Consider the following 15,009-nt stretch of genomic DNA (forward strand, 5'->3'; position numbering starts at 1 on the left):
CGCTCGCGGAGGGTCGTCGCGCCGGGGCCTCCCTCCGAACGGTTTGGCCCGCACGCCCGCCTCTGAAGTAAAGTTCCGCTTTTGGAATCCCCAAGCGGCACGCGAAGAACACAGGGAACGGCAGCGGCGATGACGGTGACAGACGACAGCCTGGACTTCGGCCCCGGCATCGACCCCGAGCGACTGGCCGTCTGCCTGGGCGTTCTCGAGGAGCTCGACCGGCTGGAGGTCGACCACCCGGACGCGGTCACGGTCCGCAGGGCCACCGCCGGGATCTACCGCACGGTGAAGCAGCGCCGCCGACAGGAGCGCCGGGCCGCCAAGACCGCCCACGACAAGGCGGTCACCGAGGCCACGGCGACCGGCTCCGCGGAGCGCATCGACGACGAGACCCAGGGGCTGCTGCCGTCCTCCTCGGTGACCGGGGAGATCGCGGGCATACTCCAGCGCCCCCGTTCCTGCTACATCTGCAAGACCCGCTACGTCGAGGTCGACGCCTTCTACCACCAGCTGTGCCAGAAGTGCGCGGCCGAGAACCGGGCCCGCCGCGACGCGCGCACCGATCTGACCGGGCGGCGCGCGCTGCTCACCGGCGGCCGCGCCAAGATCGGCATGTACATCGCGCTGCGACTGCTCCGGGACGGCGCCCACACCACCATCACCACCCGCTTCCCCAACGACGCGATCCGCCGCTTCAAGGCCATGCCGGACAGCGACGAGTGGATCCACCGTCTGAAGATCGTCGGCATCGACCTCCGCGACCCGGCGCAGGTCGTCGCGCTCGCCGACTCGGTCGCCGCCGAGGGGCCGCTGGACATCCTGATCAACAACGCCGCGCAGACCGTGCGCCGCTCCCCGCAGGCGTACAGCGAACTCGTCGTGGCCGAAGGCGCCCCGCTGCCCGCGGGAGAGCTGCCCGCCGCCGAGGTGATCGGCACCTTCGGCAGCGGCGGGGTGGACCGGGTCGCGGCCCTGCCCGGGCCCCGGTCGGAAGGGCTGAGCGCCCAGGACGTCACCGATCTCGCCCTCGTCTCGGGTTCGGCGTCCCTCGCGCGGATCGAGGCGGGCACCGCGATCGACGCGGGCGGGCTCGTCCCCGACCTGCACGACACCAACAGCTGGATCCAGACCGTCTCCGAGGTCGACCCGGTCGAACTCCTCGAAGTGCAGCTGTGCAACTCGACCGCGCCGTTCATCCTGATCAGCCGGCTCCGCGCGGCCATGGCCGCCTCCCCGGCCAGGCGCAAGTACGTCGTGAACGTCTCCGCCATGGAGGGCGTCTTCAGCCGCGGCTACAAGGGCGCGGGCCATCCGCACACCAACATGGCCAAGGCGGCCCTGAACATGCTGACGCGCACCAGCGCCCAGGAGATGTTCGAGGCCGACGGCATCCTGATGACCGCCGTCGACACCGGCTGGATCACCGACGAGCGTCCGCACCCGGACAAGGTGCGCCTGGCGGCCGAGGGCTTCCACGCCCCGCTCGACCTCGTCGACGGCGCGGCGCGGGTGTACGACCCGATCGTGCGCGGCGAGGCCGGCGAGGACCTGTTCGGCTGCTTCCTGAAGGACTACGACCGCGCGAACTGGTGAGTCGCGACGTAACCCGAACGGCGGATTCCCCCGGGCGAGCAGGACTCCCCGGGGGTTTCCTGTACCCGATGGGCCGTCACCTTGGGGCGTTTTCCCGTAAAGAAACGCCCAATGTGACGTAATCCATCGAGCGCAGCCGCGCTCATTTGGTTAGTCTGGAGCCAACGGACGGTCGGCAAGGGGGCCACGAAACCCCCCGAGACCGCCCCGGGACAGGTCCGCACCCTCGGCCGCGATCCCGCCAGAAGAACGGCGCCACCGCGACCGGACCGCCCTTGTCCCTGTGACGCGACACTAAGGAGTGCGCGGTGACGACTGAAACGAAGAAGACCAAGCCCTCGGCGGAACCCGGCGAACGACCCGGGCGGCCGGACGAGCTCGGAAGCCTCGAGGTCTGGGCGCGTTCCGCGCCGATCAGACTGGCCGGCTACGAGGACGACCTCGCCGAGCCGCACATCCTGCAGGGCATCGACTGATCTCGCGCCCCACGGCTGTCACCACCCCCGGTCCCCTTCGGACCGGGGGTCCGTGCGTCCCGTCCCGGTCCGTGCCCCGTTACCCGGACCCACGCGCGGGACGGACGGTGCCGGCGGGCCGGCTCAGACCCGCTCCGTCGGGACGTCCGTGGTGGCCAGCCGGGTCGGCGGCAGATACTCGCGCAGGCAGCGCCGCTGCCACCACGCGCCCGTGGAGCGCAGTTGTCGCCAGTCCGAGAACGTGTAGTGGTACAGCCGGGCCCTGACGTAGGTCGGCGGCGCGTCCGGGAACGGATTGCGGCGCAGCAGCTTCAGCGTGTCCCGGTCGTTCTCCAGCAGCCGCTCCACGAAGCCGCCGAACCAGGACCGGGCGTACGCGGGGGAGAGGGCGGCGAACCACATCAGCCAGTCGAGGCGCAGATGGTACGGGGCGTACTGCCGGGGCAGCCTCCGGACGTCCCCGGGCTTTCCCTTGAACTCGTACTCCCGCCACACGGTGCCTGGGCGCGGGACCGGCTCGTCCGTGCCCTCGATGACGACCTCGTGCCGGACCCTCCCCACGGTGCCGAACGCGCCGTAGGTGTTGACCAGGTGGAACGGGTCGAAGGAGCGGTTCATCGCCTGCCGCCGGGAGATCAGGTTGCGCACCGGGTGGTAGCTCAGGGCGAGGACGAGGACGGTCGCCGCGATCACCAGGACCTCGTACCAGAGCGGCGGGGCGGGGAGCGGGTGCGGCGCGGTGAACGCGGAGAGGTCGAGCGCGGACAGCGCGAGCGCGATCGTCAGCCAGTTGAGCCAGGCGAAATTGCCGGACAGCACCAGCCACAGCTGGGTGACGACGATCAGCCCGGCCGCCGCGGAGGCCAGGGGCTGGGGAGTGAACAGGAGTACCGGCACCAGGAGTTGGGTCACGTGGTTGGCGGCCGCCTCCACCCGGTGCAGCGGTCCCGGCAGACGGTGGAAGAACCAGCTGAGCGGTCCCGGCATCGGCTGGGTCTCGTGGTGGTAGTACAGGCACGTCAGCCGGCGCCAGCACTCGTCACCGCGGATCTTTATCAGCCCGGCGCCGAACTCCACCCGGAAGAGCAGCCAGCGCAGCAGCCACAGCACGAGCACCGGGGGCGCGGCGCGCTCGTTCCCGAGGAAGACCGCGAGGAACCCGGTCTCCAGCAGCAGCGACTCCCAGCCGAACGCGTACCAGGTCTGCCCGACATTGACGATCGAGAGGTACAGCGCCCACAGCACCGCCCACCAGAGCATCGCCGTCCACAGCGGGAGGTGGTCGGCCGCGCCCCCGAGCAGCGCGGCCGAGAGCACCGCCCCCGCCCAGGCGCAGCAGGCGAAGAACCGGTCCGAGTAGTGCAGTTGGAAGATGCTCGGGGCCCGCCGCATCGGGGCGTACCGGAGGTAGTCGGGCACCGGGAGCATGCCGCGCTCGCCGATCAGGGCGCGGAACTGGAGGGCCGCCCCGACGAAGGCCGCCAGGTACAGGGCGGCCAGCGCCCGCTGGAAGACGAGTCTGCTCAGCCAGTAGTCGGGTGCCGAGAACCACTCCATCGCGGACCTCCCGTACCCCCAGTATCCGCCCGGGCCGCCAGTCGCCGCAGGGTGGCGCCCAGCCGTCGCGCGTACATCCGCTGCAGCACCGGGACGAGCGGCCCGGCGAGCCGCGAGTACCAGCGGGCGGGCCTGCTGAAGGCCGTCACCGTGAACCACACGGAGCCGTCCTCCGCCAGGTCCGCGACGAAGCTCTCCTCACCGCACTCGGGATGGCCGGTCAGCGTGCCGTAGGCGAAGCCGACGCGGTCGGGTCCGTACGCGGTCCAGATCACCCGGCAGGGGGCCCGGAACCGCAGCGGGCCCACCCCGAGCGAGACCTCGACCGAGGCGCCGGGTTCGGCGCGGGCGGCGGAGGCGGTCACCCGGGCGCCCGACGCGCGGTGCATCTCCCAGCGCGTGATGGCGGCGCCCGCGGTCTCGAGGGCGGCGCGGCCGTGGCCCACCGGCACGCGGACGTGGAGGTGGTGGTAGCCCGCCGGGAGGGGGCGCAGGCGGGTGGCGCCGGCCTCGGGGTAGTTGAGTCCGTCGGCGAGGGGCACGCGGTCGTCCTTCCCGGTCCTGTCGGTCCCGCTTGTGCGGTCGTGATCCGGTCGCGGTCCGTTCATGCGGTGGTCTCCTTCAGTCGCCGCCAGGCCAGGAGCGAGCACAGGGCGAAGCCCAGGGCGTTGCCGAGGCCATGGGTGGCCGCCATCCAGGTGAGGTCGGGGTGCGGCAGACCGGTGGCCTCGCCGAGGGCCCAGCTCAGGGCGAGGAGCATGGTCGCCACCAGAACGGCCGTCGAGACCCCGAAAAGCTTGCGAATCAGCCGTTCGGCTCTGCTCGTGCGTACATCGCGCCAGGTCAGCAGGGCGATGGCCCACATTCCCGCGGTCAGCACCACCGCCCCGGCCAGTTCGAGCCAGTCGCCCGTGAAGTAGCCGGCGAGCACCAGCAGGGTCCCCGTCGGCACGCTGACGGCCGCGAACCGGCCGGCCGGTCCGCCGGCCGAGCGGCAGACCAGGCCCGCGACCAGCGCCGCGGCGAAGCCCGCGAAGTGGAAGTGCGGCACGGTCAGGGCCAGGATCTCCAGGTCGAATCCGAGCAGTTCACGGCCGGCGCGCTCGGCCACCAGGGCGACTCCGGCGACGGACGGGGAGACCAGGGCCGTGAGGACGGCGATCTCCGCGGGTGCGAGCGAGCGGGTCCGCCGCAGCCGGGCCGGGGCGTGCAGTGCGAGGGCGAAAGCGGCGAGGGCGTATGCCGAGGCCAGGGCTGTGGCGAGGGGGCCCCGGGGCAGCCACGGGCTGACGGCGCCGGGCAGGGCGAGCAGGGGCCAGAGCCGGTGGACGAGGCTCGGTTCCGGGCCAGGCACCAGCCGCAGCCCCAGCGGAACGATCACCAGCATGCCGAGCACCACGATCGCGTTGACCAGCGAGGTCATCGCGCCACCCCCAGCTTGAACGCGTTCAGTTCCGGGGGTGAGCCTAGGGCGATTCTTGAACGTGTTCAAGTCGCGGTTCCCGGAGACGTGGGGCAAGACAGGGAGTGATCACTCCGGGTACACCACACAAGAGGCGGGAGATGGCGGGGCATGTTCGTGCGCTCACCGATGTATCGCCGGCACGCCGGGCTGGCGACGTTGTCGGCCGGCCTGTCGGCCGCACTGCTGGTCACGGGTTGCAGCAGTCTGACGGATCAGGGGCAGTCGGGCTCGACCCCCTCGCAGGAGGTCCGTCTGCAGCCGGCCGCGGAGCCCGGCCCCGATCCGTTCACCCCCTCCACGGCCACCGCGACGGCCGTGTCCCGTCAGCTGCCGGCGCCGCGCGCCTCCGCCTCCGGGGCGAAGGACGTCGACGTGCGGTCCATCCGTACGGTGCTGGGCTCCACGCCCGGACTGTACGGCGGCACCCGGTCCGTCGCGAGCTGCGACGTGGAGCAGCAGATCCGCCTCCTGGTCGCCGACCAGGGCAAGGCGCAGGCCTTCACCGAAGGTGTCGGCGTCGGCCAGGAGGACATGCCGGGGTTCCTGCGGGGGCTCACTCCCGTCGTGCTGCGGGCCGACGCCCGCGTCACCAACCACGGCTACCGCGACGGCGTCGCCCAGCGCCACCAGGTGGTCCTCCAGGCAGGGACCGCCGTGCTCGTCGACGAGCACGGCTCGCCCCGGGTCCGCTGCGCGTCCGGGAGCCCGCTCGCCTCGCCGGTGGTGACCGCCGGGCCGGTGAACGAGCAGGGCAAGGCCTGGCAGGGGTACGACCGCGACCGCGTGGTCGTGATCACCAGGGCCGCCCACGTGATCGACACCCTGGTGCTCGTCGACATCGCCGCCAACACGTGGATGGAGCGCCGGAGCGGGTCGGACGGCGAGGCGGACCAGAACCCGAAGGTGCCGCCCGCGTACGACCCGGGGCTCCACGTCGCCGACGCGCCCCAGGGGCCCCAGCCGGCCGGACCCGGGGTGCCGAGCGACCCGCCGCCGCCGAGCCCCGACGCCTCCGGTTCGCAGTCAGCGTCCCCGGGTGCGGTCCGACCCGGTGTCCCGAGCGCGCCGAGCCGCGGCCCGGACGGTCCGCCGCCGATCCTGCCCGACGCGCCGCTGCCCGACGGGGCCGGTCAGGGCATCGGTGGGCCGGACGCGGGCGGTCAGGGCGGGTTCGACCAGGGCGGCGCGGGTCAGGGCGACGGCGACATCCTGATCTCGCCGGACTCCGGCGGCGGCATGGATCAGGGCTCGGGCGCCGTCGGCGGCGCCGGCGAACCCCAGGGCGGGCCCGGCGTCATCCTTCCGGACGCGCCGCTTCCGGGCGGTGCCGGAACCGGTGCCGACGTGCCCGCCGGCGGCGGCGGGAGCATCCCGGGCTGAGGCGGCGGCCCCGCTCGCTCGATAAATCGGACAAATGATGGCAGAGTGTCACCATGGCTGATCGGGCAGCGGGGGCCCTGTCGCTTCCCGACGACTGGCCCGCCAACCCGGATCTGAGCCTGGCCCTCAACCGCATGGGCAGCTTCGACTGGGACCTCGACAGCGGGCTGATGCATCTGGATCAGCCCGCTCTCGACGTGTTCGACACGCCCGCCGACCAGTACGACGGCCGTCCCGAGACCCTGGCCCGGCGCTTCCCGCGCGGCGAGGCGGCCCGGCTGGACGAGTTGGTCTCGCAGGCGCTGAAGAACGGCAGCGCCCACTACGGTGCGTACTTCCGCATCCGCCGCCGCAACGGCACCCTGCGCTGGACGCACACCCAGGGATCGGTGCTCCGTGACGCGACGGGCCGGCCCCATCGCATCATCGGCATCGTCCGCGACGCCACCCAGGAGCTCGCCGAGTCCTCCGCCCGCGTCGAGCTCGACGCGGAGCGCCGCCGCCAGACCAGCGTCGTGGAGAGCACCACGGCGGCCCTCGCCCACGCCAGGACCGTCAAGGACGTCATCGACGTGCTCAAGGACTCGCACGGGCTGGAACACCTCGGCGCCACCAGCCTGGTCATGGGGCTCCTGGAGTCCGGCCGCATCCATCTCGTCGCGGAGGGGCCCGAGGGCTCCTTCGTCCCCGGCACCCGCTTCACCCGGGTCGACGAGCAGTACCCGATGAGCGAGGTCATCCGCACCCTGGTGCCCCGGTTCATCGAGTCCAAGGAGGACTTCGCCGGCTCGTACCCGCGGCTGTGGCCGCACATCAGCGGACTCGGCATCACCTCCGCGGCCTACATGCCGCTGATCGCCCAGGCCCGGCCGATCGGCGCGCTCGGCCTGCTCTACCGGGAGAAGACCGGTTTCACGACCGAGGAGCGCAATCTGCTCGTGGCGCTGAGCAGCAGCATCGCGCAGAGCCTGCAGCGGGCCATGCTCTTCGAGCAGGAGCACGACCTGGCCGAAGGGCTGCAGCAGGCGATGCTTCCCCGCCGCATCCCGTCGGTGCCCGGGGCCCGGATCGCGGTGCGCTACCGCTCGGCCCGTCTCGGCCGTGACATCGGCGGCGACTGGTACGACGTGATCCCCCTGCCCGGCGGCCGGGTCGGCGCGGTCATCGGCGACGTACAGGGCCATGACACCCATGCCGCGGCCGTCATGGGGCAACTGCGCATCGTGCTGCGCGCGTACGCGGCCGAAGGGCACACCCCCGCGACGGTGATGGCCCGCGCCTCGGTCTTCCTCCACGAGCTCGACACCGACCGCTTCGCGACGTGCATCTACGCGGAGGCCGATCTCACCACGGGAGTGGTGCAGATGGTCCGCGCCGGCCATGTCGACCCGCTGCTCCTCGACTCCGACGGGGAGGGCCGCCGGGTCCCGGTGGAGGGCGGGCTGCCACTGGGGCTGTCCGCCGAGTTCGGCCGGCTCGAGTACCCGGTCGCCACCGTGGAACTCGACCCCGGGCAGACCCTGTTGCTCTACACCGACGGACTCGTCGAGCAGCCGGGCGCCGACCTCGACGACGGCCTGCGGCAGCTCACGGCCATGATCCGGGACGGCTCCAAGAACCTCCAGCTGCTGGCGGACCAGCTCTGCGAGGAGGTCGACGAGCGGGGCGGCGACGACGACGTCGCCCTGCTGCTGCTCCAGCGCATCGGCGCGTACGCCCCGCGCACCGGCGGGCGGCTCCAGCAGCACGTCGCCCAGAACGACCCCGACGCCCTCAGCTCCGCCCGGCACATGATCCGGGCGGCCGTACGGGCCTGGGGAGCGGCGGACCGCTCGGACGAGATCGAGCTCGCGGCCGACGAACTGATCACCAACGCGCTGATGCACACCGACGGCGGGGCGATCGTGACCGTGCGCGTGCTGACGGGGTCCGAGCGGCGCCTGCGGGCCGAGGTCGAGGACTCCTCCAGCGCCCTGCCCCGGCGGCGGGAGGCGGGGGACGCCGGGGTCTCCGGCCGGGGGCTGATGCTCGTGGACCGGCTTGCGGACGTCTGGGGTGTGGAGTCGCGCGGTACCGGCAAATGCGTGTGGTGCGAGTTCAGCATGCCCGACCGGCCGGCGACCTGAAGACTACCCGACGGTAACCCTATGTAACCTGATTGCACTTGACCGTAACCGACCGCAGGCGATTGACTGCTGATTCCTGTGTTCCGGCCTCCTAGGACATGAGGACCCCCTTGAGCACCGAGCTGCTGGCACCTCTGGATCTGGCCTTCTGGCACCTCGAGTCCGCCGACCACCCGATGCACCTCGGCGCGCTCGCCCACTTCGCCCCGCCCGCGTCCGGGGACGCGGCCACGCCCGCGTGCGGCAGCGAGGAGATCCTCGCCCTGCTCGCCTCCCGTGCCTCGGCGATCCCCCGGCTGCGCATGCGCGTCCGCGACGTCCTGCTGCCCGTGGGCGGTGCCGCCTGGACGGCCGACAAGGACTTCGACGTGCGGCGCCATCTGCGTCAGGTCCGGCTGCCGGCGGGCGACTTCGCGGTGTCGGCGGCGACGCTCGCCGGGGAGCTGATGGAGCGCCCGCTCGAACGGGGGCTGCCGCCCTGGGAGATGTACCTGCTCACCGGAGGCCCAGGGGACCCGTTCGCCGTCCTCGTCAAACTGCACCACGCCCTCGCCGACGGCATGCGGGCCGTCGCCATCGGCGCCGGCATCTTCGACGAGATCGCCGGACCGCTCGCCGCCCGCGCGCGCAAGCACGGCCACAGGTCCGGCCGGAGCCCGGCCGCCGTACCGCCCCGCTCCTGGCTGCCCGGTCCCTGGCAGGTCGCCGGGATGGCCCGCGGCCGCATGGAGGAGCTGGGCCGGGCCTTCGGCGTCGGTGCCTCCCTCGTGGGCGCCTCGCTCGCCCGGGCGGGCCGCCTCGACCCGCGCGGCGCCGCGGCCCTCAGCGCCGGTTCCAGCGGCACCCGCAGGCTCGCCACCTCGGTGCTCGACCTGGACGAGGTGCACGAGGTCCGCCGGGTCGCCGGCGGCACCGCCAACGACGTCCTCCTCGCCACCGTCGCCGGCGCGCTGCGCCGCTGGATGACCGAGCGGGGCGACGCCCTGCCTCCCGCCGACCCCAGTGCCCTCGTCCCCGTGTCCAGGCGCCGGCCGGGCGGTCCGCCCGGCTCCGGCAACAAGCTGTCCGCGTACCTGCTCGACCTGCCCGTCACCGAGCCCGACCCCTGGGCCCGGCTCTACGCGGTCCGCGACCGCATGGACCGGAACAAGGCGGCGGGTCCGCTGCGCGGCGCCGGAGCGGTCGCCGTCCTCGCCGACCAACTGCCGCCGCTCGCACACCGGTTCGGCGCACCCCTGGCCGGGAACGCCGCACGGATGCTGTTCGACCTGCTCGCGACCAGCGTGCCGCTGCCCCGCTCCGCACTCTCGCTCGGCGGCTGCCCGCTGCGCGAGATCTACCCGATGGCACCACTCGCACGTGGACAGTCCCTGGCGGTGGCGATGTCCACGTACGGCGGCCGCGTGCACTTCGGCCTGGTCGCGGACGGGAAGGCCCTGCCCGACGTGGACCGGCTGGCCCGCGCGGTCGAGGAGGAACTGGCCGCGCTGCTGGAGCTCGTCCGCTGACGGAGCCGCCCGGCCGGGTCTGCGCGAACGGGCCCGGTACGGCAGGCTGGAGCCATGCCGGAACTGCCCGAGGTGGAAGCGCTCAGGGACTTCCTCGACGAGAACCTGGTCGGCAAGGAGATCGCCCGGGTGATGCCCGTGGCGATCAGCGTGCTCAAGACGTACGACCCTCCGCTCGGCGCCCTCGACGGGAGCGAGGTCACCTCCGTACGGCGCCACGGCAAGTTCCTCGACATCGGCACCGGCGGCGGACTGCACCTCCTCTTCCACCTCGCCCGGGCGGGGTGGCTGCACTGGAAGGACGTCCTGCCGTCGGTAGTGCCCCGTCCGGGCAAGGGCCCCCTGGCCCTGCGCGCCGCGCTCACCGGCGGGGACGGCTTCGACCTGACCGAGGCGGGCACGACGAAGCGGCTCGCCGTCCATCTCGTGCACGACCCGGCCGAGGTCGCCGGTGTCGCCCGGCTCGGACCCGACCCGCTCGCCGACGACTTCGACCGCGACGCCTTCGCCGCGCTCCTCACCGGGGAGCGCCGGCAGATCAAGGGGGCGCTGCGCGACCAGAGCCTCATCGCCGGAATCGGCAACGCCTACAGCGACGAGATCCTGCACGCCGCGAGGATGTCGCCGTACAAGCTCGCCTCCCGTCTCGGGGAGGAAGAGATCACCGGCCTGTACGAGGCGATGCGCACGACGCTCAGGGACGCCGTCGAGCGCTCGCGGGGCCTGGCCGCGGGCCGGCTGAAAGCCGAGAAGAAGAGCGGGCTGAGGGTGCACGGCCGCACCGGTCTGCCCTGCCCGGTGTGCGGCGACACCATCCGCGAGGTGTCGTTCCACGACTCGTCGCTGCAGTACTGCCCCACGTGCCAGACCGGCGGCAAACCGCTCGCCGACCGGAGGCTGTCTCGGCTGCTCAAGTGACGGCCGCGCGGGTGGGCGTGCGCCGGGAGGGACGTCCGGCGCCGGCGGTCAGCGGTCCAGCGAGACCAGGTGCTCGCCGCTGTCGGTACGCACCTCGAAGTGGCCAATCTCGTCACGCTGCAGGGCCGTCCCCACCTCCATGTCCAGCTCCTCCTCCGCCCCCGGGGTGTCCGTGCCGTAACCGGCCGCGGGCACCGACCAGCTGGTGACGTCGTACTCCCTGCCGTCCCTGGCGACGGCGACCAGCCGGCAGGTCCGGGGGCCGGACAGCTTCGCCATGCGCAGGGCCACGGCCGTGCCCCAGCCCTTGGTCCGCAGATCGACCGCGCCGTACACACCGGTGGCGCCGTCCGTGGCCGTGATCCGCTCGTCGGGGCCGCCCGCGACCGGGCCGTCCTGCCCACGGGACAGGCCCGCCGCCACCGCGGGCAGCGCCACGATCAGCGCGGCCGCGGCCGCCACCAGCCGCAGCCTCCGCCGCGAACTGCGCCGGCGCAGCGCCGCGACCTCGCCGAGCAGACGCTCCAGCAGCCGCGGCGCCGGGGGTTCGTCGGCCCGGCCGGGCCCGGCGAGAGAACCCAGCGCGGACGCGACCGGGGCGAAGTCGGAGAGCCGCAGGGCGCACAGGCCGCATTCCGACAGGTGCTCCTCGAAGCGGAAGGCGTCCGCGGGGTCGAGGACGCCCAACGCGTAGGCGGCCACATCCCGGTGCTGCTCCCGCAGATTCATGGACCAATCCTTCGGCTCGTCGGCTACGAACGGTCCATACGCGTCGTACGCACCGTGGGTGTCGCCCTGGAATACGCAGCGGAGCCGTGCCGTGCTCAGCGGCGGAGGGGGAAAGTGCGACCGGGTCGTGCAGTGGTGCGACCGTGGCGCGGAGTTGTGGAGAACACCGGCAGAATGGGTGGGTGAACGGTGGAAACTCGGGCGTCCGTATGACCGGGCGCCCTCCCGGCAGCCCTCATGTGGAGCCGCTGCTCGGCGCGTATGTCCTCGGCGTGCTCGTCCCCGCGGAGGAGGCCCGGGTGGCCGGGCACCTCACCCATTGCGGCCGGTGCCGTGCGACCTACCTCGGCATGGCCGACGCCCAGGCGCTGCGGGCGGCGTGTGCGCGGGGGGACGCCTTCGGCGACGGAGCCGGAGCCGGGGGCGGGGGGCGCGGAGAGTACGGCGGGACCGGCGGCCACGGGGGCGCAGGCGGGCGGGGCGGGCGCGCGCGGTAGACGCGGCCCGTGCCTAAAATCCGCAGCATGCTGCGCGTACTTGCGGTCGACGACGAGAAGCCGGCGCTCGGGGAACTGCTCTACCTCCTGCGCTCCGACCCCCGGGTGCGCAGCGCGGACGGCGCCACCGACGCCACCGAGGCGCTGCGCCGCATCAGCCGGGCGCTCGACGCGGGACCGGACGGGGAGGAGGGCATCGACGTCGTCTTCCTCGACATCCACATGGCCGGGCTCACCGGACTCGACGTGGCCCGGCTGCTCGCGGAGTTCGCCCGGCCGCCGCTGATCGTGTTCGTCACGGCCCATGAGGGCTTCGCCGTGCAGGCGTTCGACCTGAAGGCCGTCGACTACGTCCTCAAACCGGTGCGCAGGGAACGTCTCGCCGAAGCCGTACGCCGGGTCAGCGATCTGACCGCCGCCGCACGGGGGGCCCGGCAGCCGACGCCGGCGACCGGTGCCGACCCGGGGCAGGGGGCAGGCGGGGCGGCCCCGGAGCGGACCGGCTCCGCCGCCGCCGGCCCGCTGGTCACCGGGTCCACCGCACCCGGCACCGCGCCCGAGCAGATCCCCGTGGAGCTCGGCGGCGTGACCCGCTTCGTCCCGATCGACGAGATCACGTACGTCGAGGCCCAGGGCGACTACGCGCGCCTGCACACCGCCGAGGGCAGCCATCTCGTCCGTATCCCGCTGTCCACGCTGGAGGAGCGGTGGGCGTCCCGAGGTTTCGTGCGGATACACCGGAGCCATCTCGTGGCCCTCGGCCGGATCGACGAACTCCGGCTGGACGGGGGCGCCACGACCGTCCGCGTGGGCACGGCGGAGCTCGCCGTGAGCCGTCGCCACGCCCGTCAGCTGCGGGATCTGCTGATGCGCCACGCCCGGGGCTGACCGCCCGTTCCTCCGTCGGGGAACCGACGCGCCAACGATGCGAAGGTCTCCGGGACGGACGCCCGCCGCAGACTGGAAGGACCCGGTTCGGCCGAACAGAGCCTGTCCCGCTCCGGCGGGTCCGTGGTGCCGAGGCAGGGCCGGGCCGGAGAGCCGCTGCCGGCCGCCTCACGCGCCGGGGAGGCCGGCGGTCCGGCGCTCCCGCAGCCGCGAGTGACGGGAGAGAACGATGGCGGAACGACGCGTACCCCCGCAGGAGACGCCGCCGGCGGAGGCGTCCATCGCCGAGGCACACCAGGAACGTCCGGACGGCGGGCTCTGGGAGCACCCCGTGGTGATCCTTTCGCTGATCGTCGCGTGCTGCGTGGTCTTCGCGGCCCTGTTCATCGGATGGACGTTCACGCTCTGACCGGCGCGCACCCCCCTCGCCGTGGGTCAACCGGAACTCCGGGACGGGGCTCGCAGGTCCGTGACCGTGACCGTGACCGTGACCGCGGGGCCGAGCGCCGCCCGGCGCCGCCGGCCGTAGCACGCGGTGCACGGCCCGGTCGTCGCTCGCGCTCCACCGGGCCGTGGACGCGGCCCCGCGCGAGGAGGGCGGGCCCCGGCCGCCCGCCGCGCGGCGCACCGGCGTCGCCCGGCCGCTCGCCGGGCCCGGTTGCCGGGCGCCAGTACGCGGACGGAACACGAGGCTTGCCGGTGGACGGACCGGACGAGAGGACCGGCTTCCCCGCGCATCGGATGCGCCACCCGGGGTAACCGGTGGTTCCTGTCACCGTCGCCCCGGAGGCCGTGTCGTGATAGCCGCGTTCCTGCTCTGGCCCCTCGCCCTCTACCAGCACGCGTCCCATGCCGTACGGAAGCTCGCCGCCCCCCAGCCCTGAGAGCGGACGCGGCCGCCGCGCGGGCGACCGCTCGGCGCTCCCGTGGCGCCGTTCGTCGCCCTCCGCCCTCCGTACGGCGACGGTCCGACCCCGCTGACCGAGCCGCACCCCGGACCGGCACCCGCGTGCCGCGGCCCCGGCCTACGCTCGACCGGGAAACGGGGAAGGGGCCTGATGTCCGACATCGAAGCGCTGCTCACGGAGCTCAGCGCGTTGCGGGCCGTCCGGCCCACCGGTCCGGACGGCGTCGAGGCGCTCCTCACCAGGGCCAGGAGCGCCGCCGGCCGCTGGGCCGACGTGCTGTACGACATCCGGTGCTCGGCGCAGGGGCAGGTCGGGCCCCGCGCGGACGCGGCGCTGGAGGTGGCGTTCCGCCGTGCCGAGGAGTCGTACGTCGAACTGGAGATCGCCCTGGCGGACTGCTCGCACGGGCGGACCGGCGGCCGGTGAGACCGCGTCGAGGTTACCGGCGCCTGTACCTGCCCGCCCCACCTGCGTAGACTCCATGAACCCCAGCGGGCGGGCCGCCCGCCGCAGCGTGCGGCCGTCCGCACGAAACGCCGAGCCGACGCCGGGAGCGGACACCGATGTCTGCAGCACAGCCACCCCGCCGTGAAGTCGTCACGGGTGTGCCCCGCGGCGCCCGCCGCCGCCCCGGCCACGCCCCCGCGCGCTCCGAGATCAGCGAGCAGACCACCCTCGGCACGGTCTACGTGCGCTCCCTGATGCGCAGTCAACTCCGCGCCGCCCTGTACGCCCTGGGCACGCTCGCGCTCCTCGTCGGCACCCTCCCGCTGCTCTTCGCCTTCCCCGTGGCCGTCCTCGGCTCGTTCTCCTCGCCCGAGCCGTACGTGTGGGTGGTGCTCGGCGTCGGCGTCTATCCCCTGATGTGGCTGATCGCCCGCTGGTACGTACGCCGCGCCGAGCGCAACGAAGAGGACTTCACCGGGCTCGTCGAAGGCCGCTGAGACCGCCGGTGGGGGACGAC

At 73.4% G+C, this 15,009-nt stretch carries 15 protein-coding genes; 11 read left to right on the top strand and 4 right to left on the bottom strand.

Annotated features, from left to right (window positions below; all coding sequences use genetic code 11):
* Positions 1-129 precede the first annotated feature (129 nt).
* Together QRN89_RS31650 and QRN89_RS31655 are read left to right on the top strand one after the other, a co-directional pair.
* Positions 130-1,593, top strand: coding sequence for an SDR family NAD(P)-dependent oxidoreductase (locus QRN89_RS31650; RefSeq protein WP_290352838.1), 1,464 nt, complete (start codon positions 130-132; stop codon positions 1,591-1,593).
* Positions 1,594-1,901: 308 nt separating this feature from the next.
* Entirely contained in the window at positions 1,902-2,069 is a 168-nt protein-coding gene (locus QRN89_RS31655) for a hypothetical protein (RefSeq protein WP_167746145.1), read from the top strand.
* Between the two features lie 123 nt (positions 2,070-2,192).
* On the opposite strand, the gene QRN89_RS31660 is transcribed toward QRN89_RS31655, so the two are convergent.
* From QRN89_RS31660 to QRN89_RS31670, 3 genes are read right to left on the bottom strand one after another with little or no spacing between them, the layout of a single operon-like run.
* Positions 2,193-3,626 (bottom strand): lipase maturation factor family protein, encoded by a 1,434-nt coding sequence (locus QRN89_RS31660; protein ID WP_290352839.1) that lies wholly within the window; start codon positions 3,624-3,626, stop codon positions 2,193-2,195.
* Positions 3,593-4,234: a DUF1990 domain-containing protein gene (locus QRN89_RS31665; protein ID WP_290352840.1), complete on the bottom strand. Its 642-nt coding sequence runs from the start codon at positions 4,232-4,234 to the stop codon at positions 3,593-3,595. The genes QRN89_RS31660 and QRN89_RS31665 overlap by 34 nt, the downstream gene beginning before the upstream one ends.
* Entirely contained in the window at positions 4,231-5,049 is an 819-nt protein-coding gene (locus QRN89_RS31670; protein WP_290352841.1) for a YndJ family protein, read from the bottom strand. Before QRN89_RS31670 ends, QRN89_RS31665 begins: the two co-directional genes overlap by 4 nt.
* Positions 5,050-5,199: 150 nt before the next feature.
* On the opposite strand from QRN89_RS31670, the gene QRN89_RS31675 reads away from it, so the two are divergent.
* The 4 genes from QRN89_RS31675 (at position 5,200) to QRN89_RS31690 (ending at position 11,023) form a co-directional block, all read left to right on the top strand.
* The gene (locus tag QRN89_RS31675; RefSeq protein WP_290352842.1) at positions 5,200-6,471 is read left to right on the top strand and encodes a DUF6777 domain-containing protein; all 1,272 of its coding nucleotides are present in this window, start codon (positions 5,200-5,202) and stop codon (positions 6,469-6,471) included.
* Between the two features lie 53 nt (positions 6,472-6,524).
* The gene (locus tag QRN89_RS31680) at positions 6,525-8,597 is read left to right on the top strand and encodes a SpoIIE family protein phosphatase (RefSeq protein ID WP_290352843.1); all 2,073 of its coding nucleotides are present in this window, start codon (positions 6,525-6,527) and stop codon (positions 8,595-8,597) included.
* 110 nt (positions 8,598-8,707) lie between these two features.
* Positions 8,708-10,105, top strand: coding sequence for a wax ester/triacylglycerol synthase family O-acyltransferase (locus QRN89_RS31685; protein WP_290352844.1), 1,398 nt, complete (start codon positions 8,708-8,710; stop codon positions 10,103-10,105).
* Positions 10,106-10,159: 54 nt separating this feature from the next.
* Positions 10,160-11,023 (top strand): Fpg/Nei family DNA glycosylase, encoded by an 864-nt coding sequence (locus tag QRN89_RS31690; RefSeq protein WP_290352845.1) that lies wholly within the window; start codon positions 10,160-10,162, stop codon positions 11,021-11,023.
* Between the two features lie 48 nt (positions 11,024-11,071).
* Here the strand turns inward: QRN89_RS31690 and QRN89_RS31695 are convergent, their stop codons facing one another.
* Positions 11,072-11,752, bottom strand: a complete 681-nt coding sequence (locus QRN89_RS31695; protein ID WP_290352846.1) for an anti-sigma factor family protein — start codon at positions 11,750-11,752, stop codon at positions 11,072-11,074.
* A gap of 182 nt (positions 11,753-11,934) precedes the next feature.
* On the opposite strand from QRN89_RS31695, the gene QRN89_RS31700 reads away from it, so the two are divergent.
* The 5 genes from QRN89_RS31700 (at position 11,935) to QRN89_RS31720 (ending at position 14,989) form a co-directional block, all read left to right on the top strand.
* Positions 11,935-12,249 carry a zf-HC2 domain-containing protein gene (locus QRN89_RS31700; RefSeq protein ID WP_290352847.1) on the top strand — a complete coding sequence of 105 codons (315 nt, stop codon included), beginning with the start codon at positions 11,935-11,937 and terminating at the stop codon, positions 12,247-12,249.
* A gap of 27 nt (positions 12,250-12,276) precedes the next feature.
* On the top strand, positions 12,277-13,137 hold the full coding sequence (locus QRN89_RS31705; protein ID WP_290352848.1) for a LytR/AlgR family response regulator transcription factor: 861 nt from the start codon (positions 12,277-12,279) through the stop codon (positions 13,135-13,137).
* A gap of 229 nt (positions 13,138-13,366) precedes the next feature.
* Positions 13,367-13,546, top strand: a complete 180-nt coding sequence (locus tag QRN89_RS31710) for a DUF6480 family protein (protein ID WP_290352849.1) — start codon at positions 13,367-13,369, stop codon at positions 13,544-13,546.
* 649 nt (positions 13,547-14,195) lie between these two features.
* Positions 14,196-14,471 (top strand): hypothetical protein, encoded by a 276-nt coding sequence (locus tag QRN89_RS31715; protein WP_290352850.1) that lies wholly within the window; start codon positions 14,196-14,198, stop codon positions 14,469-14,471.
* A gap of 137 nt (positions 14,472-14,608) precedes the next feature.
* Positions 14,609-14,989, top strand: coding sequence for a DUF485 domain-containing protein (locus QRN89_RS31720; RefSeq protein WP_290352851.1), 381 nt, complete (start codon positions 14,609-14,611; stop codon positions 14,987-14,989).
* Positions 14,990-15,009 lie beyond the last annotated feature (20 nt).

It is taken from the genome of Streptomyces sp. HUAS CB01, assembly GCF_030406905.1.
Classification (GTDB): Bacteria; Actinomycetota; Actinomycetes; order Streptomycetales; family Streptomycetaceae; genus Streptomyces; species Streptomyces chengbuensis.

Bases quoted from the DNA above. Each gene is read 5' to 3' on its own strand.
- QRN89_RS31650 (WP_290352838.1), top strand. From the start codon at position 130: ATGACGGTGACAGACGACAGCCTGGACTTCGGCCCCGGCATCGACCCC.
- QRN89_RS31660 (WP_290352839.1), bottom strand. From the start codon at position 3,626: ATGGAGTGGTTCTCGGCACCCGACTACTGGCTGAGCAGACTCGTCTTC.
- QRN89_RS31665 (WP_290352840.1), bottom strand. From the start codon at position 4,234: ATGAACGGACCGCGACCGGATCACGACCGCACAAGCGGGACCGACAGG.
- QRN89_RS31670 (WP_290352841.1), bottom strand. From the start codon at position 5,049: ATGACCTCGCTGGTCAACGCGATCGTGGTGCTCGGCATGCTGGTGATC.
- QRN89_RS31675 (WP_290352842.1), top strand. From the start codon at position 5,200: ATGTTCGTGCGCTCACCGATGTATCGCCGGCACGCCGGGCTGGCGACG.
- QRN89_RS31680 (WP_290352843.1), top strand. From the start codon at position 6,525: ATGGCTGATCGGGCAGCGGGGGCCCTGTCGCTTCCCGACGACTGGCCC.
- QRN89_RS31690 (WP_290352845.1), top strand. From the start codon at position 10,160: ATGCCGGAACTGCCCGAGGTGGAAGCGCTCAGGGACTTCCTCGACGAG.
- QRN89_RS31695 (WP_290352846.1), bottom strand. From the start codon at position 11,752: ATGAATCTGCGGGAGCAGCACCGGGATGTGGCCGCCTACGCGTTGGGC.
- QRN89_RS31705 (WP_290352848.1), top strand. From the start codon at position 12,277: ATGCTGCGCGTACTTGCGGTCGACGACGAGAAGCCGGCGCTCGGGGAA.
- QRN89_RS31710 (WP_290352849.1), top strand. From the start codon at position 13,367: ATGGCGGAACGACGCGTACCCCCGCAGGAGACGCCGCCGGCGGAGGCG.
- QRN89_RS31715 (WP_290352850.1), top strand. From the start codon at position 14,196: ATGTCCGACATCGAAGCGCTGCTCACGGAGCTCAGCGCGTTGCGGGCC.
- QRN89_RS31720 (WP_290352851.1), top strand. From the start codon at position 14,609: ATGTCTGCAGCACAGCCACCCCGCCGTGAAGTCGTCACGGGTGTGCCC.